The 23041-nt window shown below is 51.9% G+C and carries 25 protein-coding genes; all 25 read right to left on the reverse strand.

Translation table 11 applies throughout. The features are described 5' to 3' along the window. Positions 1-79: 79 nt before the first annotated feature. Positions 80-748 (reverse strand): hypothetical protein, encoded by a 669-nt coding sequence (locus ACREB4_RS04600; protein WP_431587015.1) that lies wholly within the window; start codon positions 746-748, stop codon positions 80-82. Between the two features lie 36 nt (positions 749-784). Then, entirely contained in the window at positions 785-1417 is a 633-nt protein-coding gene (locus ACREB4_RS04605; RefSeq protein ID WP_431587016.1) for a hypothetical protein, read from the reverse strand. 22 nt (positions 1418-1439) lie between these two features. Beyond that, the gene (locus tag ACREB4_RS04610; protein ID WP_431587017.1) at positions 1440-1688 is read right to left on the reverse strand and encodes a hypothetical protein; all 249 of its coding nucleotides are present in this window, start codon (positions 1686-1688) and stop codon (positions 1440-1442) included. Positions 1689-2220: 532 nt separating this feature from the next. Next, positions 2221-2544: a hypothetical protein gene (locus tag ACREB4_RS04615; protein ID WP_431587018.1), complete on the reverse strand. Its 324-nt coding sequence runs from the start codon at positions 2542-2544 to the stop codon at positions 2221-2223. 287 nt (positions 2545-2831) lie between these two features. Further along, positions 2832-3284 (reverse strand): hypothetical protein, encoded by a 453-nt coding sequence (locus ACREB4_RS04620; RefSeq protein ID WP_431587019.1) that lies wholly within the window; start codon positions 3282-3284, stop codon positions 2832-2834. Positions 3285-3353: 69 nt separating this feature from the next. After that, the gene (locus ACREB4_RS04625) at positions 3354-6260 is read right to left on the reverse strand and encodes a beta strand repeat-containing protein (protein WP_431587020.1); all 2907 of its coding nucleotides are present in this window, start codon (positions 6258-6260) and stop codon (positions 3354-3356) included. A gap of 81 nt (positions 6261-6341) precedes the next feature. Next, positions 6342-6662 carry a hypothetical protein gene (locus ACREB4_RS04630; RefSeq protein WP_431587021.1) on the reverse strand — a complete coding sequence of 107 codons (321 nt, stop codon included), beginning with the start codon at positions 6660-6662 and terminating at the stop codon, positions 6342-6344. Between the two features lie 33 nt (positions 6663-6695). Then, a complete protein-coding gene (locus ACREB4_RS04635) occupies positions 6696-7532 on the reverse strand; it encodes a hypothetical protein (protein ID WP_431587022.1) in 837 nt (278 codons plus the stop codon). Next, entirely contained in the window at positions 7532-7984 is a 453-nt protein-coding gene (locus ACREB4_RS04640) for a hypothetical protein (protein ID WP_431587023.1), read from the reverse strand. Before ACREB4_RS04640 ends, ACREB4_RS04635 begins: the two co-directional genes overlap by 1 nt. Beyond that, complete coding sequence (locus ACREB4_RS04645; RefSeq protein ID WP_431587024.1) at positions 7984-11643, reverse strand: host specificity protein J; 3660 nt, start codon at positions 11641-11643, stop codon at positions 7984-7986. The genes ACREB4_RS04640 and ACREB4_RS04645 overlap by 1 nt, the downstream gene beginning before the upstream one ends. A gap of 156 nt (positions 11644-11799) precedes the next feature. Further along, on the reverse strand, positions 11800-12351 hold the full coding sequence (locus ACREB4_RS04650) for a hypothetical protein (protein ID WP_431587025.1): 552 nt from the start codon (positions 12349-12351) through the stop codon (positions 11800-11802). Next, positions 12348-13034, reverse strand: coding sequence for a C40 family peptidase (locus ACREB4_RS04655; RefSeq protein ID WP_431587026.1), 687 nt, complete (start codon positions 13032-13034; stop codon positions 12348-12350). Before ACREB4_RS04655 ends, ACREB4_RS04650 begins: the two co-directional genes overlap by 4 nt. Further along, on the reverse strand, positions 13031-13552 hold the full coding sequence (locus ACREB4_RS04660) for a phage minor tail protein L (RefSeq protein WP_431587027.1): 522 nt from the start codon (positions 13550-13552) through the stop codon (positions 13031-13033). Before ACREB4_RS04660 ends, ACREB4_RS04655 begins: the two co-directional genes overlap by 4 nt. Continuing rightward, positions 13549-13893: a phage tail protein gene (locus tag ACREB4_RS04665; RefSeq protein ID WP_431587028.1), complete on the reverse strand. Its 345-nt coding sequence runs from the start codon at positions 13891-13893 to the stop codon at positions 13549-13551. Before ACREB4_RS04665 ends, ACREB4_RS04660 begins: the two co-directional genes overlap by 4 nt. Before the next feature lie 9 nt (positions 13894-13902). Next, the gene (locus ACREB4_RS04670) at positions 13903-16239 is read right to left on the reverse strand and encodes a phage tail tape measure C-terminal domain-containing protein (RefSeq protein ID WP_431587029.1); all 2337 of its coding nucleotides are present in this window, start codon (positions 16237-16239) and stop codon (positions 13903-13905) included. A 12-nt stretch (positions 16240-16251) separates the two neighbouring features. Continuing rightward, positions 16252-16611, reverse strand: a complete 360-nt coding sequence (locus ACREB4_RS04675) for a phage tail assembly chaperone (protein ID WP_431587030.1) — start codon at positions 16609-16611, stop codon at positions 16252-16254. A 34-nt stretch (positions 16612-16645) separates the two neighbouring features. Beyond that, entirely contained in the window at positions 16646-17038 is a 393-nt protein-coding gene (locus ACREB4_RS04680) for a hypothetical protein (RefSeq protein ID WP_431587031.1), read from the reverse strand. A gap of 1 nt (position 17039) precedes the next feature. Beyond that, positions 17040-17951 (reverse strand): phage tail tube protein, encoded by a 912-nt coding sequence (locus ACREB4_RS04685; protein WP_431587032.1) that lies wholly within the window; start codon positions 17949-17951, stop codon positions 17040-17042. Positions 17952-17997: 46 nt separating this feature from the next. Then, positions 17998-18423: a phage tail terminator-like protein gene (locus ACREB4_RS04690; RefSeq protein ID WP_431587033.1), complete on the reverse strand. Its 426-nt coding sequence runs from the start codon at positions 18421-18423 to the stop codon at positions 17998-18000. Beyond that, positions 18402-18707, reverse strand: a complete 306-nt coding sequence (locus ACREB4_RS04695) for an HK97 gp10 family phage protein (protein WP_431587034.1) — start codon at positions 18705-18707, stop codon at positions 18402-18404. Before ACREB4_RS04695 ends, ACREB4_RS04690 begins: the two co-directional genes overlap by 22 nt. After that, positions 18707-19027 carry a hypothetical protein gene (locus ACREB4_RS04700; protein WP_431587035.1) on the reverse strand — a complete coding sequence of 107 codons (321 nt, stop codon included), beginning with the start codon at positions 19025-19027 and terminating at the stop codon, positions 18707-18709. The genes ACREB4_RS04695 and ACREB4_RS04700 overlap by 1 nt, the downstream gene beginning before the upstream one ends. Further along, on the reverse strand, positions 19024-19539 hold the full coding sequence (locus tag ACREB4_RS04705; protein WP_431587036.1) for a DnaT-like ssDNA-binding protein: 516 nt from the start codon (positions 19537-19539) through the stop codon (positions 19024-19026). Before ACREB4_RS04705 ends, ACREB4_RS04700 begins: the two co-directional genes overlap by 4 nt. Before the next feature lie 320 nt (positions 19540-19859). Continuing rightward, entirely contained in the window at positions 19860-20696 is an 837-nt protein-coding gene (locus ACREB4_RS04710) for a hypothetical protein (protein ID WP_431587037.1), read from the reverse strand. Positions 20697-20711: 15 nt separating this feature from the next. Then, positions 20712-21302 (reverse strand): hypothetical protein, encoded by a 591-nt coding sequence (locus tag ACREB4_RS04715; protein ID WP_431587038.1) that lies wholly within the window; start codon positions 21300-21302, stop codon positions 20712-20714. A 107-nt stretch (positions 21303-21409) separates the two neighbouring features. Then, a complete protein-coding gene (locus ACREB4_RS04720; protein ID WP_431587039.1) occupies positions 21410-22948 on the reverse strand; it encodes a hypothetical protein in 1539 nt (512 codons plus the stop codon). Positions 22949-23041: the final 93 nt, after the last annotated feature.

Here is a 23041-nt window from a genome sequence, read left to right on the forward strand (position 1 = left end):
AATCGGCCCCTAGGGGTCAAAATTTGATTTTTGGAGCCTCGGCGCTCGCCCAATCCGCCCAGAGCACGTTTTCGGATCTCTATCGGCGCCCGCCCAGCACCCGCTTCAGGATTTCCCGCATGTCTCGAAACACAGGCAGCCCTCCCTGGGCTTCCGGGGGCTTTGGATTCACTAGCTCATCTTGGAGCCGCTTCAGTGCTTCTTCTAGCACCTGCCGCTTCAGTTCAGCCTTTGTGCGCCTTCGAGCCGGACCGTCCCTCCGGTGGATAGACTTTGAACCCTTTGTTCTGGGCACGTCCTCGGCGTCAGGTGTAAGTCCTTCTCCGCCATCGAACACGCAACCTCTATCTAGATGGACTCCTAACGCCGGATCATTGGCGATGGCATCTTCAAGTTGTTCCAACGCTTCTTGATAAAGCTTTCCGGCTCGCGAATTTGCGTCTTTGATTGCCTTGTGTGCTTTGGCCATCCTGATGCCATCACCTGACACGGCACCAGCCTTTGATCGCTTCTTCCTGTTCTCTTCGAGAGCAGCTTTATGAAGTAGATCGTTGTAATCCTTTAGGGCCGTAGGAAGCTCCCGATCATCTGGGCAGCATTGCTTTTCCCATTCCCACAGATTGTCAAGATGATCTAAACCATCTTGGCCTAAGACGTTGTTGATGTCCTTTCTGGTAACTGGATTCCCGGCATCGATCCGTGCGATCAGTTCTTCCAGGCGCTTGATCTTCTGGTGAATGTTCATCATTGCTGATCGTCCATTCACAGCACATCTTTAGACCCGCTATGCGATCTGGGTAAATGACCCGTCTGCGTTGACCTTGATCTTGCCCTCTTCAACCTCGATCATCATTGCGCCTGGGTTCTTCTGAAGCTGCTTGTACAAGTCAACCATGCGATCAAGCTTGGCATCAGTTATGCCGCCTGATGGGGGATGCGACAGCAACACCCGTGCTTGCAGACCAGGATCTTCCTTGTAGATAGGTGCCTTGGGAACGCGAGCCACTTTGATTGGGTGGCCTTGTGTGAAAGCCTTCCCAGAGTTGCCTGTGTTGACATCAATGACCCTGTCACCGATCTGTACCCAGGCATGAAATCGATCAGTTTGAAACTGAGGTGTCAGGTCTTGCTTTGAGTCAGCTTCATCCAGCTCGAAGAGGTGTGGATCGCCGTAGAGAATCGCATTGCTGAGACTTCCAGGCGCAAAAATGTCGGACATCCATGAAGGAGCAAAAGCCTTGGGGATCACAGCCTGACCAAACACAAGACGAGCATCTGGATGTCCCAGTCGATGCAAGAGTGCTTCCGCCCATTCAGACATGGCACGACAATGACCGTTGCCGTGGTAGCCATCAACAACAAAAATCACTGTACCCAGTAGTTTGACGTTTATGGGTGTCGCGCTGGTGTTCTTCATATTTGCAAAAGTCTAGCGAGCACTAGACAAACAGTCGATATTCGGAAGGAGTCTCGCCTTCCACCAAATTGGCATAACGCAATGGCGGAGAACCCCGCTTGATGAAGATGTAGGCACCACCACCAAGAGGCGGCTTGGCGTCGATGACTTGACCCAGATGGCCGCCTTCCAACTCCAGCACGTAGGTGGGTTCTCCGATCTTGGTCAACTGTTGCAGCAGGCCGCGAAGACCGGTGTTGTTGAACTCTTCTCTATCTTCAGCAATCGACATCGTTTGGTCCCGTTACGTCATGGCGGATGCCATCGGATCAAAGATACCAGACCGCATTGGTGGGCGTGTTGCACCCCTGCACAGCGTCACCAAGGGGTCTAGAAGAGCCTTGGTGCGTCTTGTTCAGCCTCGGGCAAGGAAGTCCAGTTGGAAAGAAATCGGGGATGGCATACGCTGTGTTGAGCAGATAGCTTCAACCTCACGATCCCAGGAGTCCCAGTCATGAAGATCCCGAACGCAACTTGGTTTGAGACCGTCCTACGCGCCTTGCAAAACAACCCCATTGGAGCTGTTTGTCTCATAGCGGTTTCTGCGATGGTGGTTGTTGGCTTGGCCGTCTGGAAGCATTGATGGCCCTAGGGCCGCACCCACGTTCAGAACGTGAGCTTAAACAGTAGGGCGTCTTCTTCGACCGCGAATTCAATGTTGCCAACGTAGTGCCAACCTGCTTTGCGAATCCATGGAATTGAAAAGCACCATTGGCCTTGGCAGTTGCTGTTGAGCCAGTCAATCTGTTCTTGGGTAAGAGTTTTCATGTGGCAGTCGGATCAAAGACTTCGATGATCAACCATTTGCCTTTGCGTTTGTACCAGCAGATGCCTGCATCGTTTGATGTTTGAATTGAAGTCAAGTTATCAACTACTTGTTGATGCAGCGTTCCTAAACCATCGCTAACTTGTTCTTGAGTTGTTTGTTCAACATGTTTGCCCCAGGCAAACAGCGATTCGTCAAATATTTCGTAGGCGTCTTTCTTCATAGGTCTCTCCAAGGTTTTCACTTGGTATTTACAGACCTGCTCACCAAATGAACAGATAGCAGCGAAGTTCATCACCTGGCGAGCTGTAAATACCAGCATGGACCCTCGTGATGAAGACGCGTTGATGATGGCTGTGCTGCAAAGTAGAGACTCAAGGTCTCGCGCCGTGTTCGGCTATTGCCTGAAACATCGATTGAACGATTGGAGCTACGCCGAGAGGTTCATTCTGGAAGACCTAGAGGTGGCAATGGACTACCAGCAAGCACTCAAGACAAACAGATGGCCCGAACTTGAGATGCTGATCGAGGCAGTCTTAACACCCGACAACAGGAGAGCCCGACAAATTCGGGCTTCCGTGCTTCTTCGCTATGAGTGGACTTGCTTGCCTAAAGAACCATGAACTTGGGATCTTCAGCAAGGATCATCAACTGATCGGGTGTCGAGAACGCTACCGCGAAATAGCCCAGACATTCGCACTCTTGAAGCTTCCGTTTGGCAACATCCCATGACGACGCCGACGTGCAAGCAAGAACACCTTCAGTAAGCTGGAACACGTTCAGCTTTGACAAGACTTCGTGTGCTTCTCTTCGTTGATCTGGATCGACCACGAAGCTGAAGTTCTTGCCTGATCCAACTTGCCCGGGCATCAACAACACGAAGAAGCCGATCTTGCTTTCCTTGAAGCCCATGGCTTCCAAGTCCGTGTCATCACATTTGGTGCGATGCTTTGTCGGTGCTTTCCGAACTACCGCGAGCACCTTGTTGGCTTCTTCGACCACGTTGAAAAGCACTGCGCCGAATGGCATGCCCTTGCGAGACATCTGGTTCATCTTCCCCATGGAAAAACTCCGGTGTATAGGTGCCGGAGGGTAATTTCGGGGTGATGCGCCGTGTTATTTTTTCAGCTATTAGGACGTTGCTGCTTTGATGACTGCAAAGTTGAGAACTATGCCTTCAGCCAAAGCGCCACCAGTAAGGTTTCGAACGGAAATGTTGCAAGAACCAGCAGCCACAGCATCGACCGAGAGGTGATATGAACCACCAGAAACCATGCCGCTCTTGACGCAGACTTGAACAACGTCTGTTGCGGCAATCGTTGAGTTCGTGAACGTGAACGCGGCAACCGCGTTTGCAGCCAAAGAAGCGGCATTCAATGTAATTGCACCGTTCGTTTTGTTCAGTGTGACTCCCGTTGACTTGCTTGTCGCTTGCGTGACGGTACCACCTGAGCCCGTTCCGTAGCCAAGACCACCAACACCAGTCACGAGCACGTTGCCACCTGTATCAATGCGCATGCGTTCGTTGTTGTTTGTCCCAAAGACCAACAACCCGTTGTTGTAGTTCCAGAGGTAGCCGTCAGTGCTTGCAAGTTGCAGCGTCAGACCATTGCCAGCGTTGTAGCCGGTCGTTGAGTTTTGCAAGTAGAAAGTTGAAGCCGCAGTCCCTGAGTTCTGAATTGCTAGAGTCTTACCGTTGCTTGGAGCAGCGCCACCAATGCCTACGTTTCCTAACGTATCAATGCGCATGCGCTCTGTACCCGTACCTGTACCACCAACGCCAAAAAGCATTGGGGCAGAGCCCAGCGAATACAAGTACGTGAACGATGCGTCAGAGACCATCCCACCTCTTGTAGTGCCAGCAGACTGAAGCAGCATGGCGCCACCCGTCGTGCCACTGATGCCAAGCTGACCGTAGCCTACGAATGCGGTGGTTGTAGTGGAAGTGCCGATGCCAACATTTCCGCCTGAGTCAATGCGCATGCGCTCTGCACCATTGACAGTGAAGACCAGTGGCAACGCGCGAAGCTCATTGATTTCTGATAAAGCCGTGGTGCTGTGGAGGTAAAGTGCCTGAGAGCCATTCACCTTCGTGATGAACGACGCATCTGTGGTCCCTTCCACACCCGCTATGACTGCTCCAGTTCCAGAAACGTGAAGCTTGTAGGAAGCAGTGACGGTGCCGATGCTCAAGTTTCCAGATGTGTCGAGGCGCATGCGTTCATTGCCGTTTGCACCAAAGACCAAGTTGTGGTTGCTGGTCGAACCGATACCAAACGCGCTGGCGAACATGCCTGGGCCAACGCCACCATAGATCGTTCCGTTGTTAATCCCAAGCTGACCCGTCATTTCAAGCTTGTAGCCAGTGGAAGTCGTTGTTCCAAGAAGCAAATTCCCAGATGCATCGATGCGCAAGCGCTCAGAAATCGTGCCCGCGTTCGCTCGCGTGTAGAACCGAATTGATGCACCAGGGGCTGTGGCATCGATGCCGTCTTGATAGAAACCGATGTCGGCAGATTCAGTAGACGAGACACCACTCGCTTGGTTCAAAACACCAATGCCACCAAGCCACTTGTTGGCAGAGTTTGCAGTGCCAGACTGGAACAAGAGCGCAGCACCGCTAGTAGTGCTACCAATTGCCAACGTTCTGTAGGCGCTGAACACAGCAGTGTCTGGTGTGGTGCCAATGCCCACGTTGCCTGCGGCCTCAATGCGCAAGCGTTCCAAACTGTTCGTCTGGAACGTCATCGGGATTGAGGTGTTTGTACGCAACGTCGCAACGTTGCTTATCAAGTACGTGTCAAAGTTGTTTGTCCCGTCATTCAAACGGAACACTGGTTGAACAGTCGAACGACTTGCTACAACGTTCGCTCCCCCACTGGTGAACACATCCAGCTTGTACGATGGTGACGTGGTGCCGACGCCAACATAGCCCGCAGAATCGATGTGGAGATTTGTACGAGTCCCGTCCGAACCAACTTGGTTGAACGACAGTGCTGTTTGAGCGGAAGCTAGAACAGTGCCAGATCGAACCGACTCAATTCGGTCGTATCCAATGCGCAAATGCTGGGTAGCGTCGTCTGTTCCACGGCGCACTTGAATGCGAGGGCTGACAGTTGCGCCACCACCAATGTCAAGTTGATAGGCGGCAGTGACACCAACCCCCAAATTTCCTGATGAGTCAATACGTAGGCGTTCAACTGGTTGAGTGTCAGTCGTGACGTTGCGGGTCATGAACACCAGATCACCGTATGTGCTGCCCGACGAGCTGATTTCCTGATAGCCCAAGTAGGCTGGGTAATGAGTTCCAGCGTTGTTATAGCCAAAGCCAACAAGGCGATACGAGTTAGTTGTGTACTCAGTACCGCCAAGTGCCAAGTACGAATTTGCAGCCGAGATCGCTGTTGGTGCCGTTGCGCCAGTGCCGCGCGATACGCCAAGTTTTGCAACTGGGGCATTTGTTCCAATGCCCACGTTCCCTGACGTGTCAATGCGTATACGTTCGGTGTTGTTAGAGAAGAGAGCCAAGGCGCCAGCGGACCCTACTGCCAATCCACCAGATATGAAGTCAATCCATCCCGTGTTTGCGCCGCTTGCAAGGTTTAAAGCGAAAGGCAATGTAGAGGTGCCAATTCCGACCTTCCCACCTGACACTAGCAGTTGATTTGTGCCGACGATCAAGCCATTGGACGGCAAGGTCAATACGCCAGTCATCGTGTTCGCTTTGTCCGTGGTGACAAGGCGCGTTGCAGATGCGGTTAAGAAAATCGACTTTGTGCCAACTGACCAGCTAACAGCAGCGTTCGAGTTGCTTGAGGATAGGATTGTGGTTCGAGTGATGGTGCTGGGCGTGCCGATGGTGAAGGTGCCTTCGCCAACTTCCCAGTTGTTGCCATCATCCACGCAGTAGGTGACAACTGCCCCAGTTGTCAGCGCATCAGAGAATGCGCGGAACCCTTGCACGGGGCCAGCAAGCGTGTATGTGCCGGTCCCCGACGTGATTGTGTTTTCGCGAATGCGATCGGCGTATGCGGCCATGTTCCACCTCTATTTTTGTTCTTGTTGACTCGCATATATTTAGTGGTTTAGGTGGAAGGGCCTCGGAGAGGGCAAGGGCTCTTATTGGTCGTTCAGAAGGACCGTATGCAACAGGTTAGAAGCCTGAACCATGGTTGGGTGCATGGTGATGTCGGCTGCTAATCCAGCCATGAGCTTCATCTTGGTGTTTGATGTGATGAAGTCAAGAACCAAAGCAAGCTCGTCTTCGGTTGCATCACGTAGGTTGGTTGAAGTAGTCGTTATGGTGATTTCACCATTACTACATTCAAACCTGATGTCCAAGGCAGGCGCAACCTCATCCCGAAGGGTGGTTGATGGTGTGTTCACAACCAGAGTGAATGATTCGTCTAGCTCTGGAAATGTTTGGGTCAAAGTCGTCATAGCCACCTCATTGCTTTGAGGTATTTATCGACATCAACTCAGTGAACCCGCCGAGGCAGTGGCATCCGAGTAAGTCACTTGAACACCGCAGGTTGGTGATCCTGCCGTTCGAACTTTGCTGATCTGCACGTTCCAACCATACGAGTGACCAGGGATCAGAACACCACGGAAGCCAGAAACAAAAAACTGACTGTAGTTGGTCAATGTGTCCAATGAACCATTCACCTGGACAACACCTAAGACGTTCCAGTTCTGATACAGCAAGTGAGTTGCTGTTGTCCCATCGACGTAGAGTCCAGTGGTATTGTCGAGCAGGATGCACCGCGCCAACACTTGAAGGCGTTCATTTGTGCCGACCGAAACGCTTGAAACTAAGGCGCCCAGAGATACTGACACCGTGCAGCAAAGATTCGCTGTAGCTGTGAACCCGGCATAACCTACGTTGTACCACTGCCCGTAGTTGGTAATGGATGGAGAAGTCCATGCAGTGCTCACACTGGTAGACGAACTAAGGACACCAGTTGTTCCGGTATCCAATGACGTGATGGTGCCAAGCAACCCAGCCACACCATCACCGATACCAGATAACGCACCACTGAACGGGCCCGTGTAGCCCTGTGGATCAACAGCACGAACCCAGAAATAGTTAGTGACTGATGAGTCCAAACCAGTTGCCGTGTAGGTGCTTGCATCAGTGACATCAAACAAGGTCGCCGATGAAATCGTGTTTGTGGCACTTTTGTAGATTTGATAACTTACGCCTGAGACCACCACGGCCGTCCAGCTCAACGTGGTGTTCTTGATGCCTGCACCAATCGAGGTTAGGCCAGTGACTTGTGGGATCGATGGGTTGAGATTAAAGGTAGCCATTAGGTAGCATCCACGGAAATTATTTTTGTTAGGTATGGGAAGGCCATCAACTCGATCGTGTATGCACCAGCAACAATGGTTGTCAGCAACATGGTTCCATCAGTGATAGAACCGCCAATGATCGGCATCGACGGATTTGAGCAAGTGACGCGTATGGTTGTTGGGTTAGGCAGCGCTGACCCATACGTGATCGAGTCGCTACCGTTAGCAACCCAACCACCTGTGTTGGTGAGTGTGCAGATCGTGTCCAGGCTTATCTTCGCCGTTACCGCGTAAGCACTACTCACATACTTCATGTAGTGGGTCGATGTCGCATAGGCTGCGGAGGCCAGCACGATTGAAGCCTCGCCAGCCTGCAAACTGGCAGTTAGCGTGGCGCTGTCTGGCACTTGAACGATGCGATTGATCGGAACGGCGCTTGTGCCACTTGGGGTATAGATTGCTGCGTACATTATTTGAGTACCTCCAGTGTGTAGATGCCACGACGACGAGCGGTGTAGCGACCTTGCGCGTTCGTGGCACCCGTCTTTCGGCGGTAGCTCATGACCATAGTGAACGTATGCGTCCCAGGGCCTGGCTGAACCGTGACCCATGGAAAAGTTATGAACGACCACGGGGTAGCCGTCTGATACATGAGTGGCGGTCCATAAGCCTGTGCTGAACCGACCTCAACGCCATTGAGGAAACAGCGAACGTAGCCCTCAAACACCATTGGGCTATTTGTGTAGTAGGCGGAGTTGTACGTATCAGCCATCAGTTCCGCTGTAGCGTCGAGGCGAATGATTCCGCCTTTCGATGTGATTGTGTTTCTCGAAATCTCTACGTATATGTATGGCGTAAGCATCGTCCCGCCAGTTCCGTTGTAAGGCCCGCTCAGTTCTGTGTCCGAGGTCGAGATAACTGGGATCGTGACCGCGTTGTCACCGATCTTCAGCGTCGTGACTTGCAGGTTTCCAATCGCGGCCTCATTGATGACAGCCGAGCCCATCTGCGCAGGGCCTGTGATGATTGCCGAACCAGTGACAAGCTGCGATGCGCCAACGGTTCCAGCAATCAGGTAGGAACCATCCATGTAGGCTTTGCCGTCGCCGTACTCAAAGTTGGTGCCACCACGATAGGTCGCGACAACCGTCTGATTGGCCGCAAATGCGGTTGCTTGGTTGGTAGTCGTTGAAAGTGCGGTGTTGCCCTCGGCGTAGTAGATCCAAAGGATGCCGCTTGTCCATGTCGCACTACCTGCCGAGATAGCCCAGGTCGAGCCAGCACTTGCCCCCAACGTCTTCACGGCAGTACATGCAGTCCAGGAAATCTGGTTTGCGCTTGGAGAGTTAGGGGTCCACGTGACACCGGTCAACTTGTATTCGTTGGAACCAGCAGAGTTCAGCGTCGTTGCAGCAGCGGACGTGACGATGTTCAAGCCAGCGCCTGTTAGATCCTTGCCGAAGGTGTCGTAGCCCGCGACCTTGTAGTAGTAGGTTGTTGAATCCGATACCGAAGCGTCCGTTAGGGTTGTGGTGAAGCCGTCCGATACGAGGTTCAGCGACGAAGGGGTGAAAGTGCTTGTCGTACCACGCCAGACCAAGTAGCCTTTCAGGTCGGAATCAACTAACGCTTGCCATGACAGGAAGTTAGTCTTGATGCCGCCGGTTGCCGTCAGTCCTGAAACAACAGGAGGCGCAGGGTTTGCGAACGTGACCGCTGTTGCCGTGCTGTATCGACCCCATGTGTCCTTGACCTTCACGGAAACAATGAAAGACCGCTTGAGGTTTGCGCCGTTGTCCTGTTGTTGCTTGGTCAGGTCGTATGTGTAGGCTCGAGTCTTTACGAACTCCGTGCGATATACGGTTGTCGGAGAAGAGGCATCAAGGATCTGAACCTGATAGCCATCAACGACTGCTGCACCATTGGTGTTTGGATCAGACCAGACAACAGAGCAGTCCGTACCTGTAAAGGTAGTGCCACCAGCAGTCTTGACAGCAAGCGACGTGACCGGGACGAATGATGAACCCGTCGAGGGCGCTGCAAGCTCAACCGTATAAGTGTTGGATGCGCCAGGGCTTCGAGCACCACGGGCGTTATAGGCATAGATCTCAATCTTGTAGATGCCATCCGTGTCAACACGAAGTCTCGAATTCGGTTGCACCACATCCTGATTGGTGAGAATGTTGTCGTCCTTACTCCAAAAGACTTTGTATGCAGTGACGAACTGTCCCGAGACCGGCGTCCAACGAGCAACTAAGTTTCGCTTTGAAGTGCCGTCAACGTCGGTGTATGACTCTTCAGAGAACACGATACCAACGACAGGCGAGACAACCGCCATGGCACTCTGGACTTGATATGCAGGAGTAACTCCAGTTGGTGTGCTGTCAACACGAGCAAACTTGTTCGGGTCGTACTGCAAGGCGGAGACCGTGTATGTACCCGGCTGGTCTTCCTTGACGCTGGTGATCTTGAACTGTCGAGGTGCGATGTTGCCTGTGATGATCACGTCAGCGCCAGGAGATACGCTGATGGCGCCACCAGCGAACGAGATGACTTTGGTTACATCGTATGTAGTCCAAACAGGCGTGCCGTCCGAGGCTCCCAGGAGCTGAACAGAGTTGCCAGCATTGGTCAGTACCTTGGTATTGCCGGTGTTCGTGACTGTGCAGGTGTAAAGGGTTACACAGTCAGAACCAATGACATCAATGGTGTAGCCGGTAGCAACAGTGACTTCTCGATCAAGAGTGATTGAGTTGTATGTTGATGAGACCACCTTGGCTTCGTTCATCGAACCAGCCCAATCGGTGTCCATCAGTTTGACAACGTCGCCCGGCTCCATGCCAGCATTTGAGAAGCCGACCTTGAAGATGCATGCATCGAGATTGTTCAGGCTTGTGTCTACGTGCCACTTCGCAAGGCGCTGCGCTTGACCCTCTGATGTGATGCCCAGTCCTGTGATCTCTTTGACATGTAGACCATAGCGGGCCGTACCTGCGGGGTCTTCGTAGTACGTCGGGACACTGAGCCAGTTCTGTGATGGGTCGTTCCAGTAGACGATGCATGCTGAATTGCGTTCAGAGCGCTTCGAGGATGTGAGTTCGAAGAGGCCATCAACAACATTGGAGTTGGTGATGAGACGAGACCAAGATGTTGGTCTATCTTGAACAAGCCTGATGAGGCTTCCAGAGCTAAACACCACTGCGCAGAAGGTAGCGGCCACGTTCTGAATCAAGGTCCATGGATCCATTTGTTCCATGAACTGATAGTTGAATGTGAAGCGTGGCTCTGTACCACCACCGACTTTGGGAACAAGTCCGTCGCTGTAGACGGCAGCGTCATAGAAGCTGAACTTGTCGATGTCGTTGGGGTCGAGTCCCATCCCACCATCTGGGTCCGTCAGTAGGTCATACAGAACCCAGGCAGGGTTGTCGCAAACTTGCTTGGTTGCCGAGAATGATCCGTCCCAAACACCAGAGTAAGAGCGTGTGCTTACGGTGTAGTTAGAGGGAACCTTGATCTTTTGCCCATACAGATCGAATGAGACAGTTGGGAAAGTGCTTCCCGTTGTCTCACTTGAGATGGTTGCCCCGATGTATGAATAACCGTTGTAGGGCAGCTGAACATTCTGAATCTCAGTAGCGAACTGGAAGTAGATGTCATTCGCCAGCGTTGTTGAACTGCTGTCAGCCGTGATGCGGTCAACCCGAACAGACCACACACCAGTGCTGCCTGTTGGTCGAGGGATCAGATAGTCAACGTCAGCAGGTGCGATGCACTTGTCGCTCTTGGTGAAGTAGTTGTAGATTGACCAAGCACCAGAGCCAACGCGCGTTTGAATTAGAAATGTGACCGATGTTCCGTTGGTGTCGCCGTTGGTAGCTTGCTTGAACAGTGCAGGAAAGCGAACAGTGACACGCACCGCATCGATGTTGTTTACCGACGTGGTGTATGGGACAGGCGTTGAGGTGCTTACCTTGCTGCCAACGTTGATGGTGTTGGATGCGGATGGGTAGCCAGCCATCACCGACTGAACGGGCAGACCGAAGCGCTGGTCAACTTGTGTGAATGCGAAGTTCAACGAGCCGTCAGCATTCTGAACAGGTGTGTTGTTGAAGTAGGTGGACTTCAACGGAAAGTCTGGTGTTGCAAGACCACCAACTTCGCCACGTCCTGTAAGGAACAACACACGCGCTGTCGTGCGACTACGAAGTGTGTTTGGGGCGTCAACGGGTGTGTGTGCTGACTCACCACCCTTAGCCCCGATAATGTTGTCTCTTACTCCCATTTAAGCCTCGTCACTTGAGAAGTCGGTAGCAATGACTACCGATGAACAGCGCTGAACACGGCCATAAATGCGTGGAATGGCTCCGCCTTGGGAGGTCACGTTCACAGCCGAGTTGTAGATGTGGGATGCGTTGTCGTCTTGGTTCTGGCGAGCACCAGCCGTTGGTGGCTTTGAAAGCATTTCCACGACACCCCCAAGTGCAAGGGACGCGCCGATCTGGACCAACCACCCTTGACCGAAGTACGCGCCAACAACCATCAGCACGACGCCGACAATTACGCGGACGGCACCGGAGCCACCCTGCACGGCAGGAACTAGGTGCAATGTCTTGTGCTTGAGTTGATGAGCAAGGTCTTGTTCATCAAGCGCGTTCTCTGGTCGTTGTGGACCACTGATAACGTGCCAACTGTTGACGCGTACGTCTTCTTTGAAGCCTGGTCCGAAACGCGATACCAATGCGCTCATGATCTGAAAGACGTTGTCGGCATCGAGCTTGACGGTCTTGGCGTACTTCTGGCCAAGGAATCCATGGAGCTTGATCGTGTGAATCATTTTGTGTACCTCGCAGCAAACTTGATGTGCGATGCCCACTTGCCAACACCTTCGATGCATGACACACGGCCGAACCAATGGCTCAGAACCTCGTTGTCTCCCATGTAGATGCCAATGTGGTTGACCACTGGCGAACGCACTTGATAGAAAAGAAGGTCACCGCGTTGAAGCTCATCAAGCGACACCTTCTCGAAGCCCCAGTCTTGGTAGAGGTCTTCAAAGTAGTTTTGTCCTTCGTCGTACCAGTGCGGTGTGCGTGGCTGAGTTGGAAGGACGATGGCGTGTTCTTGGTAGTACCAGTCCTGCATAAGAGCAAGACAGTCCTGAACATTGAATATGAAGGTGCGGTCCAACAAAGGTGGACGATTATTTGGATTGCCCCAGCAGATCGGTTCTTCGCAGATCTCGCCATCAGTGACGCAGATGCCCCATTCGATAGCGGTATGTTGTTGCCCTAGAAGGTCTTGGTATGACGGAATGTGGGGGTCATCGATCTGTTTGGTGACGCCTGTGCAATGCGAATGCAGGAGCGCATCAGGCTCTTCAAGAAGAAAGGACGGATCAACTTCGAACGAGTTAGCGGGATCTTCTGCGATGTTCTCTAGCGGAAAGAATTGCCCGTCTTTGAGGTAGCCAACGCCTTCGTTAGGCCAGCATTTGATGAAGTGTTCTTGATAGTTCATTGCCCTTTCCGGAAAAGTCCTGCACCTGGAAAAATGGTGCGCAGTACCTGTCCCTTTGGGAGCCTTGTCTGTGGTGAGTCAATGACTGAGGAAAGCTTGAATTCGATCTCTTGCTTTGTGTCTCTGGTCTTCTGCTCAATCAGGTAAACGCATGTGTTAAAGACTTGCGAAGCGTTTGGTGTCGCTCCGTTGTCTAGGTATTTAGTGAAGGTCTGAAGTCGTGTCAGCTTTGCGCCGACCAGATCATTGAAGGTCGTCAGGTAAGGGCGGATGAAGCGAGAGATGTTCGACACCTTCAATGTGGGCTGAGGTGGGGCACCATCGATTGCCATTTCCCAACCGGAGCCACTGACAGGCAAAGCCATGTAGCTCTGACCACCGAACGACAAGCTCGTGACTCCATTGGCTGTGTGAGGTGTGAAGTACAGCGTCTCTCCACCAAGCTTCGACAAGTCAAGTTGATACAGTTCAACGTGGTCTGGAAGTGCCGGTGATTGAAGGTCTTGCTTGATGGTCATAGATCAAAGACCCGTTCAAGCGTGGCTGACAATGTGTAAACGCTTCCCGATTTAACACTTCGTGAGTGTTTCTTAACGATCCACTTTTTGTCTACTGAGTCACCCAGCGCCATCCATGTGAAGTTGGCAACACCGCCTGCCGCATCAAATGCGGAGCGAAGCGTGCTGAGTTGGGCGAGGGTGATGTTGTCCCAGGTAAGATTCCAACTTTCGGTTTGCTTGTTGTACCCATCACCTGCGCGTTGCGAATAGCCGTTGCCGTACTTGACTTCAAGAATCTTGTATTCGGTTTCGGCTTGCGCTGCTTGGCTTATGTAGTCTTGTAATGGCAGTGCGGTCATGTGGCTCCCTTATCTGGCTCGATTCAACATGCCCCCTGTTCGAAGTTGATCGGCCATCGTTTTCTTAGCCACCGCGATCATTGAGCTTTCCATTGCGCGTTGAAGTTCCTGAACACGTTCGGGGCTATCTACGCTCTGGATATTTATCGAGACGGAATACTGGTTTGTGGTTGAACCACCGCCAGCTCCGCTTGCCACGACGCCCAACTTTCCGTCTTGACCACGTGTCAACGGCATGATTGCTTCGGGACCAGCTTCGCCCATGACACCCGTTTTCCCACCTGACATACCGAATGCGGTTGGGGAATCGAACACATCGCCTGTTGCGAAGAACTGGACACCACCGCTGAATGCACCGCCGTCAGCAAACATTGAGCTTGCGATGTTGACAATCGCTTTCTGCATGGCAATCTTTGCGAGGTCGGCAAGGATGCTGGCTGCAAGACTCTTGAAGTTCAGCTTCCCCGTGGTGACAAAGTTGCCAAGCGCATCGCCCATCTTTCCCGTGACGCTGTTGAACATGTCACCAGCCATCTTTGAGTTGTCTTCCGCCTGCTTGCGGTAGTCATTGAAGGCCTTTGTCCAACCAGACGAGAACGTCTTCTGTGAGTCTTCGAACCCTTTGTTGTTGTCCTTCTGGTCTTGCTGAACACCCTTTAGGTCATTGAGCGCGTTCAGCTTTTCCTTGAGGACTGCGACCTCTTGTTCGGTCGCACCACTGGCATTGGCAATTGCCAGAGCGGTTTGGGTCTGAGCAATGTTGTAGTCGGTGATGGCGATGTTTACGTCATCTTGCGTCTTGCCGTATTGAGCAAGAATGTCACGTCCGATGTTCGATGTTGCGTTCGACTCACGAAGCGCGGTTACCCTGTCTTGCTCAGACTTGATGCTCTTTTCAGCTTCCTTCCAAAGGTCGTTCTGCACCTTGGTCGCACGGATATCAACTTCGATTGCATCTTGACGTGCCGCCTTCGTCAGAAGGATGGCAAGTTGTTCGTCGGTTGCGGCCTTGACTGTGATCTTTCCAGAAGCGTCCTTCTTTGCTCCGTATTCACCAGCATCGATCTTGGCTTGGAGCATCTGCGTGTGGGTGGCTTCATGCACTCCGAACAGCGCCTTATATTGGGCCGTGAGCTTGATGACTTCCTGATTCTCTTTTGACAATGCAGCGGCAAAGTCAAACTCCTTGGCTGGCCGTTCATCCTTTGCTTTTTCTGGGACTTTGAATGGCTTGTTACTGTCTTCGCCGGTCTTGCCCTTCTTGAAGTCTTCCTTTGATTGCGGGTTGGCATCAACGGTGCTCCAAATCTTATTGATGGTGTTGGCTGCATCAACGTTGGTTTGGACAATGCGGGTCTTGTATGAATCCCAAAGCTTCGGGATCTCGTCCCAATTGCCAGTGAGCGCAGCCCAGATGACTTTGCCACCCAGTGCAATTGACTGCACGACGTTTGCGAAGCCGTTGTCAAGCGCAACAAGCGCTGTCAACATTCCCTTCAACGCACCAACGACAACAAAGACCGTGCCTTTGAGAACATCAAAGGCAGTGCTTAGGAAGCCTGAGTTCTTCGCGCTGTTCACCATGGCTTCAGCCATGCCGGTGAGCATCGGCAACATGATTCTTGCGATGTCGTTACCAAGTCCCTTGAAGACAGAACCAAGGTCAGCCAGCGTGTCGTTGTATTCGTCCGCAGCTTTGGTGAGGTTGCTGTCCATCAACGCACCAACGGATGACAAGAAGTCGTACTGCTTGTCAATCTCCGCGTTGAGGTTCTTCAGTGTTGGTGTGAGTTTGAGAGCACCCGCACCAAACGCTGTTTGGAATGCAGCCGTGGCATCTGCGGAGTGACCCATGCGATCAAGCGCATTCGCACCTTCCTCGGCCAGTGTCGCGGCGTCCTTAAGGTGTCCTGATGCATCACGAGCACTAACACCCAGGTACTGGTACGCCTCTGCGACCTTCTTGCCGTCTGCGTCACCAGCAAGGGATTTCTTACGAACACCATCAAGCGCATCAATGAGCGCATCAAGGTCAGAACCTGACTTGCTGGCCACGTCGCCAAGTGCTTGCAGGTATTCAACCGACTTGCCTGTTCGTTCCGCCATGTCGTTCATGTTGTCCGCTGCTTCGATGGCTTTGAAGCCCAGCGTGACGGCACCAGTGGTGGCAATCGCTAGAGCGGTAGCTACTGCGAGAAGTGGATTCTCAAGTGCTTTAACAATCGATTCAAACGATTCAAGGGCAGAGCCCGCGCCTGGGATCTCATCAGCAAGCCCTTTGAACGAGTCCTTTGCTTTGTCTACTTCGGAGAAATCAACCCTTGCCTTTAGTGCTTCGAAATCCATCCTTTCTGCCTCTTAACGTCGTGCTTTGTTCTGTTCTTCGAACACGGCTTCCAGATAGGCTTGGTCAATCGATTTGATGCATTGGGCTTCTATGGGGTCGAGGTCTTCACCAACGACATCGCAAAATGCTGCTATGTCCATGAAGGTCAAACCCATCGGTCCTTGAGAACCGTAACTTCGACCTGTGGATATTTCCCAGAAGCAACTTATCAACCAGTGTTCATAGGTATTTATCGCTGGTGGCTTGTTAGCCTCCAAACTCAACATCAATGCATTGCGCATTGACTGGGTGAAGTTCGGGTTGTCGGCGTGTGCAGAAGCTTTCGCGTCCCGTTGCTTCTGTGACTCCCCGTCTTCACCAACAAAGGTCATTCGAAAGTGATGTCGAACGAACTCGCGGCAGTGCTCAGTCGTCGCTTCGAAAAAAGTTGGCGCGCTTGCTCATGAAGGCTTGGACCTGATCGAGAACCCATCCAATGTCTTCCGCTGCCAAGATGGCAAGCGCAGTCTCGTGCGTGTATGGTCCGATGCTTTCGTCTGCATCCGCGAACGCCTGGTTCCATCCGACCACTGCGGATGCTGTGATCTCTGCATTGCTGCGTTGATCCGCGTTCATCTTCTCAACGGTGATGCCGTCGGCATGAGGCTTTGCTGCTGCGCTTGCTGCGACTTCTTTGATCTTCGAGCGAACTCGTGGGCTGTCAAAACCAACCACATCAAGAACCCAGCCACATGCCCCTTCGGTTGGGTGTATGAGTTCAAGCTTTGCAATCTTGGCGCGGATTGATGGCTTTGACATCTTAGGACTCCGTGATCACGATATGTGAACCAGCAGTCGCATCAAACAATGCCTTGAAGGGCATAGTCATCGTTATTGCACCAGAGCCGCTAATGGTCTTCTTTGCACCCGTGTACTTGATTGCAGGGCAGTTAAATTGGGTGGTGTTCGCGCCTTGCTTCAACTGCACGGCAATGGAAGAGATCGTTCCATTGATGAACTTGTTATACATGAGCACGTCTTCAAAGAACACAGTGATTGAGCCGCTTGCATCCAAGTTGGATGTGGTCAAGTCACGAACGGTGTCTGCACCAATTGCATAGTTCTTGGTGTGACCATTGCTACCATCAAGCGAGAAAGCTGTGATGAAGCCAACGGTTGTGCCGCCTTCCTTCATGAACCCACCAACGTTTTGTCCTTGGTACGGGGTCACCAATGCTTCTGGCGTGTAGGGATCGGCAGCAATCGAAGTGTTGGTGTAGTCGGTGACTGCTTTACCAATCAGATCGAACTTGACTGTCACGATGCCGTTTTGTGCAACGGAAATTGTGAACTTATCAACCACCACACCCGTGAAGACACGGAACTGACCCAGGCTGGTTGTTTGTTCTTCAATGGTGAAACTCTTGCGGGTCACACCAGTCTTCAACACCTTTGAGACCGATACGCTTTGCAGTGCTGATTCGAAGAATGGAATCGCCAGTGCGTGCGACAACTGCATGGTGATTGAGCCAGCAATTGATCGGTTGCCTGACAAGCTGTAACGTTCCATGCGATCTTCGCGGATGGCGGAGTCCGCTAGTTCGTCACGAGTCAAATCGAGATCGAACTCGGTGAAGGTTACTTCTTGCAGCTCCACATCGGTGTTGACGACGCCATATAAGTCTTCAACTGAGAAGCCCACTTTCGTGCTTACGCCTGTTGCTATAGTCATTTCTTGAGCTCCTCTTGTTTTTGTTTTGCTCTTCTGCCTTATTTAGTCACTTGACGAAGCAGCGCCAGGCCACGAACACTGGAACCTTTCGCGTGGTGCCAGACACCGTGGCGGTGGAACGCCAACTGTTGATTACTTGGACGACCAAGCCGTCGGAGTCGATCAGTTCGGTTCCGCGAATGAACGCTGCCATGACCTTGTCTGCCATGTCCGCCGATGCGTCGATTCCGTAGTCCTTTGGATAGAACAAGTCGATCTGGAACAGACCCTGTTGTTGAATGAGTCCGTTTGGGCCTAGACCTACATTTAGGCTTTCCGAAGGGATCAGCGTTGATCTGCACCAGGCAACGCCATTCGTTGGGTTGATCTTTGTGTTCTCTGTTTGAAGAGTTGGAAGATCAGCTATCGATTGAAGATGCTGATCTAGTAGTCTTTGAATGGGGCCGAACTTCACTTGCGCACCTTTTTCCATGCACGGTCTAATATCTGAGGTGCTTCCAAGATGGTTGCCTTCAGCATGCCAACGGGCGCCATCTTTTCCGTACCGTCTTCAACGAAGTGCGCGTATGGAACTTCGTTGCTAACCTCGATGACCGGGCCTTCAACATCAAGGTTCCAGCCCTGTTGAAGCGTTCCGCTCTCAACCGGTGTCTTCTGCTTTACTGCTTTCAGGAATTCGTCACCGAATGCCTGGGGCAGCTTGTCAAGATCAACGACAAGGCTGTTTAGGTAGTCGATGATCTGTTTGCCGTCCATCACACCACCTTGATGCGGTAAGCAAACACGGTCTTAGCAGGCTTGTAGGTCTCCACTTCAACGATGTGCCAGGAACCGTCCGGGGATGTGATGTCATCACCCAGGTGGGGTCTGAAGGTCATGTTTGCTGGAACGAAAAGCTCTCGGCTTTCTGTGTCAGAAGTTGATGAACCATTGGTATCACTGCTGTTGGTTTCGATGATCTCTGTGGTTGCCATGTAGCAAGAGCCAATGGTGCTCCCCAGGCGAGTGATCGTGTAGACAATGCCGTTCTGTCTGATGAGACTTGCGAACTGCAAGACCAAGGTGCGGTCGCTCATGTTCGAAGTCTCCAGCTGGAGATCGGACCTTTCAAGATTGGCTTCAGAAGCAATTCAGCTTTGGTGAAAGTCTCTTCCTTCGATACCAATGCAGTGCTATATGTGGTTGTGGTGCTCAGTGGGCCCAATACAACTTGCGTGCTTTTGATTTGGTTTGTTTGATCTTCAAGAAAGACTTCTTCCTGACTTGCAAACAAGAAAGCCAGTTCAACTTGTGCTTCCTTCAGACATTGAGGGATGGTGTTGTTGTCATGCATGCGACCAGTGCGGTCCACAAACGCAATTCTGGGGAAAAGAAGGGGTTGGTCATCGGTCATCAGGGCACTACAGAATTTCTCACCATAGCGTTGATGGAGTGCGCGAGTTGATTGCTTCAATGCGCGTTCCTTGGCGTCGTCATCCAAGCCTGCCCAGGTGGTGTTGACCACGAGGGCTTCGTATTCGTCCGCATACGCGACATCAACGTAGCTATTGGCTCCATCAACGATTTGTCCAGTTTCAATGATCAGCATCACACACCTCAGTCTTTGAAGTATTTATCTGAAGGTGATGGCTCATTTCTTCCTGCCAGCGATGCGCCATGTATGGCCTCCGCTTGTGCCCTTGCCATTGGTGAACGTGAATGCAGGAGTGGTGAACTCCTTTTGCATGTCGTGGCCGTGATTGCACTTGGGTGCAGGGTCGTCTCGCTTCTGAAGGACTTCCTTTCTTTCCTGGCATTGACTGCACATAAACTGGTACATGATTCGCATGCTTGTTGTCTCCCTTGTATTTCTATTTAAGAAATAAAAAGGCCCACCGAAGTGGGCCTTTCAGTTCACAAGGCTGTGGATCAGGAAGCAGCAGCAGTCAGGATCTGAACAGCATCGGTGTCAACGATCTGGTACTTGAAGACACCCTTCCAGCCGAGGCGGAAGAAGCGTTGCAGAGCATCAGTAGGTGGCGCAGCAACAAAGGTCAGGTCTTGTGACACTGCCTTGCCAAGCGCGTTTGCGCCCAAGCTAACGCAGACACCAGTGCTGATGCCTTGATGACGGACGATACGGTGGCCCTTGTACATACCGACTTCGTTCTTCAGAACGTCTTCAGCATTTGCGTACTTGGCAACATCAATCCAGCCTGACTCTGCGCGCAAGATTGCGATCAGGGCTTCGGGCATAACGGCAACGTACAGGCCGTTGATCATCTGGACGCTACTCGAAGCCAGTTTTGTGTACTGACCATCAAGTTGAGCCCCGCTCATAGTCACGTTGAATTCCTTGTTAGCCGAAGCTTCCAAGGCCGAGACGATCAATGCGTCCTGGGTTGAACCAGCGTTCAGGCCAACCAAAGTTGCCTTAGCCAGATCAACCGTGCCACCTGATGTCAGCGAAGACAGTTCAGTTGTTGCGACCGCAGTACCGTACGTGGTTGGGGTCAAAAGGATCTCGCTGTCAGCCATGCTTTGCAGCACAACATCCTCGCGCTCGCTCAATGGCGTAGTTGCCAGAGCCAAGCGGCCGTACTTAGTGAAGCGGATTGATACCGCCGAGATGTCACGTTTGATTGTGACAAGTGGCTCAAGGATTTGAGCCTGTCCGTTTGCGACCATGAAGCCTTGGGCATATGCCTGCAAGATGCTGTTGTCTAATTGCGCATTACCCGTAAGGTTGGTGAAAAAATCTGCCATTGGAATTACCTATTTTTATTGTTTTAGCTTTCCGTGCTTTAGCAAAACTGCGAGGATCTCGCTTTCCGATTTGCAAGCACTTAGTTCTTTTTCGTAGCCACCAGTGGGTTGCTTCTCAGCACCCCTTGCTGGTGTTGGAGTGTCGATAACCTCGAACAGTCCGCCGAACTTCTCTTTTGCTTTGATCAATGCAGCCTTGGCGCTTTCGGCATCCACCACACCATCAGTCACTTTGATCTCTGCTTGATTGACTAGCGCCAGTACTGCGTTCAAGTCTTTGGCTTTCATCAAGCTTTCTGGATCAGAAAGTAGACGAGTGACCTCTGCTTTGATTGCGTTGCCGTTCTGCTTGTTAACCAACTCCTCGTACTTGGTTTTGAAGTCACCGGCTGCTTCAAGTTCTTGAACTCGCTTAACAAGTTCTTCCTTTGATTGCTTGTGGAACTTCTCGCCTTTGCGAGCTTTGTCCAAGTTATCTGTCAGCTTTGCTAGTTCCGCTTCAAGGCGTTGCACATCGTTTGATGTCTCGCTAGATGCCTCATTAGCACTTGCTTCCGTGATCTCTTGCTTTTGTTCATCCGAACTATTCAACTTGTCATCCGACATAAGACTCCTTGCCCATCCAGGCTTTGTGTGTGTCGGAGGTATTTATTAAGTTGGCGCTCAAATGAAAAAGGGCCACCGCTTGGTAGCCCTCTGTTGTTTCTGATTTCTTACTGGACGATCTTCGGATCGGTCACTTCTGGAGCTTGCAGGTTGCTTGCCTGTGTATCTGTTGTGGCTTCTGCTGGTGGCTCGGATTCGGCAGGCTTCATCAGCTCGTCTTTGCGCTTGTTGAAGGCAATGATCTCCAGATACTTTGCATCCGCTTCGTCCTTGGTCATCCCTTGTTCTTGGATGAGGTAGTCGATGACTGTCGCTCGGCCATCATTGATGCGTTGAGTCCACATGATCTCCTGTTGGTTCTGATCGACAGGAAGCTTTGGCTTGTGGAACTGTGCAAACAGTTCCGCGTCTTCGCTGAACACTGGTGCCGATAGTGCGGTGTTGTAAACGCGAGCCACGACTTTGTACAGTCGCTTGAAGCTTTGTTCAAACATCCGCTGGCGTGTTGCACGCAAGTCTAAGTTTGGAAGTTCTTCAACGATTAGTTGGAAGCCACTGTTTGCTGACCCTTCTCCATCGACCTTTGTACGAACAGACCAGTCAGAGGCATAGTTCTTGATCCATTGGTTGACCACGTTCTCAAGGCCAACAAGATCGGCCTTTGGTCCTTTCCAATCGAAGAACGGGTTATCGACACCCTGCGAGTCGAGCACCACAACGTCACCAGGGCCCGCCAGCAGCGTTCTAGCTTGCGAGGCTGCAGACGAGAGGCCTAGCGCGTCCAGCCCTCGCGCAATAGGGCCCAGCGCTCTGTTATCCGTCGATCCTGCTGGATGCAAGTTTGTGACAGGGGTTTGCATCTTCTGCCACATCAAGGCGAAAGCGCTGTCTGTGTAGTGAAGGTTGATCTCTTCGTTCAATCGAACAAGGCTCTTGTCTTGCTCAACCCAGAAGCCTGTACGAGGAATGTTGGTGTCGTAGAAGACAGTGGCGGGTATGGCCTTGAACGTGTTTGCTTCTCGACTGGCAATCGTCAAACTGCCGTTGTCGTGATGTTCAATCTCAAGAACTTCGGCAAGCGTCCAGAGTTGATAGTTGTCAACACCGCCGCCAGTTGATGTGCGATGGATCAACGCAATCATCTTTCGTGTAGATGGGCTGATGACAACTTCACAGTTGCCGCGATGCAGTAGGTCAAAGGTGAATTGCTTTTGATCGGCATCCCATTGCGTAAGGACCACGGCAGTCTTGAGAAGCCTGACGACATGGTCAAGGTTCACGCAGAACTCGGTGAACTCTGTGCGTGCCAGCAGCTCGCTTAGGAGCATGGTCTTCGCTTGGTCAATTGCCGTTGAGTTCTGGGGATAGACCTCAAGCACTGGTGGACGATCCTTGAAGATCATCCCGCTTTTTTCAACGACCATCTTTGTGACGTTGCGGGTGATCGGGTGTATGCCCTTGTCCGCCCAATTGGCACGACCACGGTGCGGATCATTGAGGATGCGCTGGACGTGCTGTTCTTGCTGACCATCGAAGTAGTCGAGCGACTTGTGTGCTTCACTTGCTTCGCGGGTGTCCACCATGTCTACCCATTGCTTGAGTGTGAATCCGTCAACTACTGGTTCGTTCTTGTTATTGAAAATCATGCGAGTGCCCTGTTCTACACATATTTATCCATGGACCGCATATGTGTTCTTTCCCTTGATTGGGAGCAAGAACCAGATCGCATAGCCCAAGGC

Source organism: Aquabacterium sp. (genome assembly GCF_050725395.1).
Classification (GTDB): Bacteria; Pseudomonadota; Gammaproteobacteria; order Burkholderiales; family Burkholderiaceae_C; genus Aquabacterium.

Bases quoted from the DNA above. Each gene is read 5' to 3' on its own strand.
- ACREB4_RS04615 (WP_431587018.1), bottom strand. From the start codon at position 2,544: ATGCTGGTATTTACAGCTCGCCAGGTGATGAACTTCGCTGCTATCTGT.
- ACREB4_RS04620 (WP_431587019.1), bottom strand. From the start codon at position 3,284: ATGGGGAAGATGAACCAGATGTCTCGCAAGGGCATGCCATTCGGCGCA.
- ACREB4_RS04605 (WP_431587016.1), bottom strand. From the start codon at position 1,417: ATGAAGAACACCAGCGCGACACCCATAAACGTCAAACTACTGGGTACA.
- ACREB4_RS04715 (WP_431587038.1), bottom strand. From the start codon at position 21,302: ATGTCGGATGACAAGTTGAATAGTTCGGATGAACAAAAGCAAGAGATC.
- ACREB4_RS04625 (WP_431587020.1), bottom strand. From the start codon at position 6,260: ATGGCCGCATACGCCGATCGCATTCGCGAAAACACAATCACGTCGGGG.
- ACREB4_RS04610 (WP_431587017.1), bottom strand. From the start codon at position 1,688: ATGTCGATTGCTGAAGATAGAGAAGAGTTCAACAACACCGGTCTTCGC.
- ACREB4_RS04600 (WP_431587015.1), bottom strand. From the start codon at position 748: ATGATGAACATTCACCAGAAGATCAAGCGCCTGGAAGAACTGATCGCA.
- ACREB4_RS04720 (WP_431587039.1), bottom strand. From the start codon at position 22,948: ATGATTTTCAATAACAAGAACGAACCAGTAGTTGACGGATTCACACTC.
- ACREB4_RS04685 (WP_431587032.1), bottom strand. From the start codon at position 17,951: ATGACTATAGCAACAGGCGTAAGCACGAAAGTGGGCTTCTCAGTTGAA.
- ACREB4_RS04675 (WP_431587030.1), bottom strand. From the start codon at position 16,611: ATGACCTTTGTTGGTGAAGACGGGGAGTCACAGAAGCAACGGGACGCG.
- ACREB4_RS04630 (WP_431587021.1), bottom strand. From the start codon at position 6,662: ATGACGACTTTGACCCAAACATTTCCAGAGCTAGACGAATCATTCACT.
- ACREB4_RS04680 (WP_431587031.1), bottom strand. From the start codon at position 17,038: ATGTCAAAGCCATCAATCCGCGCCAAGATTGCAAAGCTTGAACTCATA.
- ACREB4_RS04655 (WP_431587026.1), bottom strand. From the start codon at position 13,034: ATGAACTATCAAGAACACTTCATCAAATGCTGGCCTAACGAAGGCGTT.
- ACREB4_RS04695 (WP_431587034.1), bottom strand. From the start codon at position 18,707: ATGGACGGCAAACAGATCATCGACTACCTAAACAGCCTTGTCGTTGAT.
- ACREB4_RS04705 (WP_431587036.1), bottom strand. From the start codon at position 19,539: ATGCTGATCATTGAAACTGGACAAATCGTTGATGGAGCCAATAGCTAC.
- ACREB4_RS04635 (WP_431587022.1), bottom strand. From the start codon at position 7,532: ATGGCTACCTTTAATCTCAACCCATCGATCCCACAAGTCACTGGCCTA.
- ACREB4_RS04640 (WP_431587023.1), bottom strand. From the start codon at position 7,984: ATGTACGCAGCAATCTATACCCCAAGTGGCACAAGCGCCGTTCCGATC.
- ACREB4_RS04690 (WP_431587033.1), bottom strand. From the start codon at position 18,423: ATGGAAAAAGGTGCGCAAGTGAAGTTCGGCCCCATTCAAAGACTACTA.
- ACREB4_RS04710 (WP_431587037.1), bottom strand. From the start codon at position 20,696: ATGGCAGATTTTTTCACCAACCTTACGGGTAATGCGCAATTAGACAAC.
- ACREB4_RS04665 (WP_431587028.1), bottom strand. From the start codon at position 13,893: ATGACCGCACTGCCATTACAAGACTACATAAGCCAAGCAGCGCAAGCC.
- ACREB4_RS04670 (WP_431587029.1), bottom strand. From the start codon at position 16,239: ATGGATTTCGAAGCACTAAAGGCAAGGGTTGATTTCTCCGAAGTAGAC.
- ACREB4_RS04650 (WP_431587025.1), bottom strand. From the start codon at position 12,351: ATGATTCACACGATCAAGCTCCATGGATTCCTTGGCCAGAAGTACGCC.
- ACREB4_RS04660 (WP_431587027.1), bottom strand. From the start codon at position 13,552: ATGACCATCAAGCAAGACCTTCAATCACCGGCACTTCCAGACCACGTT.
- ACREB4_RS04700 (WP_431587035.1), bottom strand. From the start codon at position 19,027: ATGAGCGACCGCACCTTGGTCTTGCAGTTCGCAAGTCTCATCAGACAG.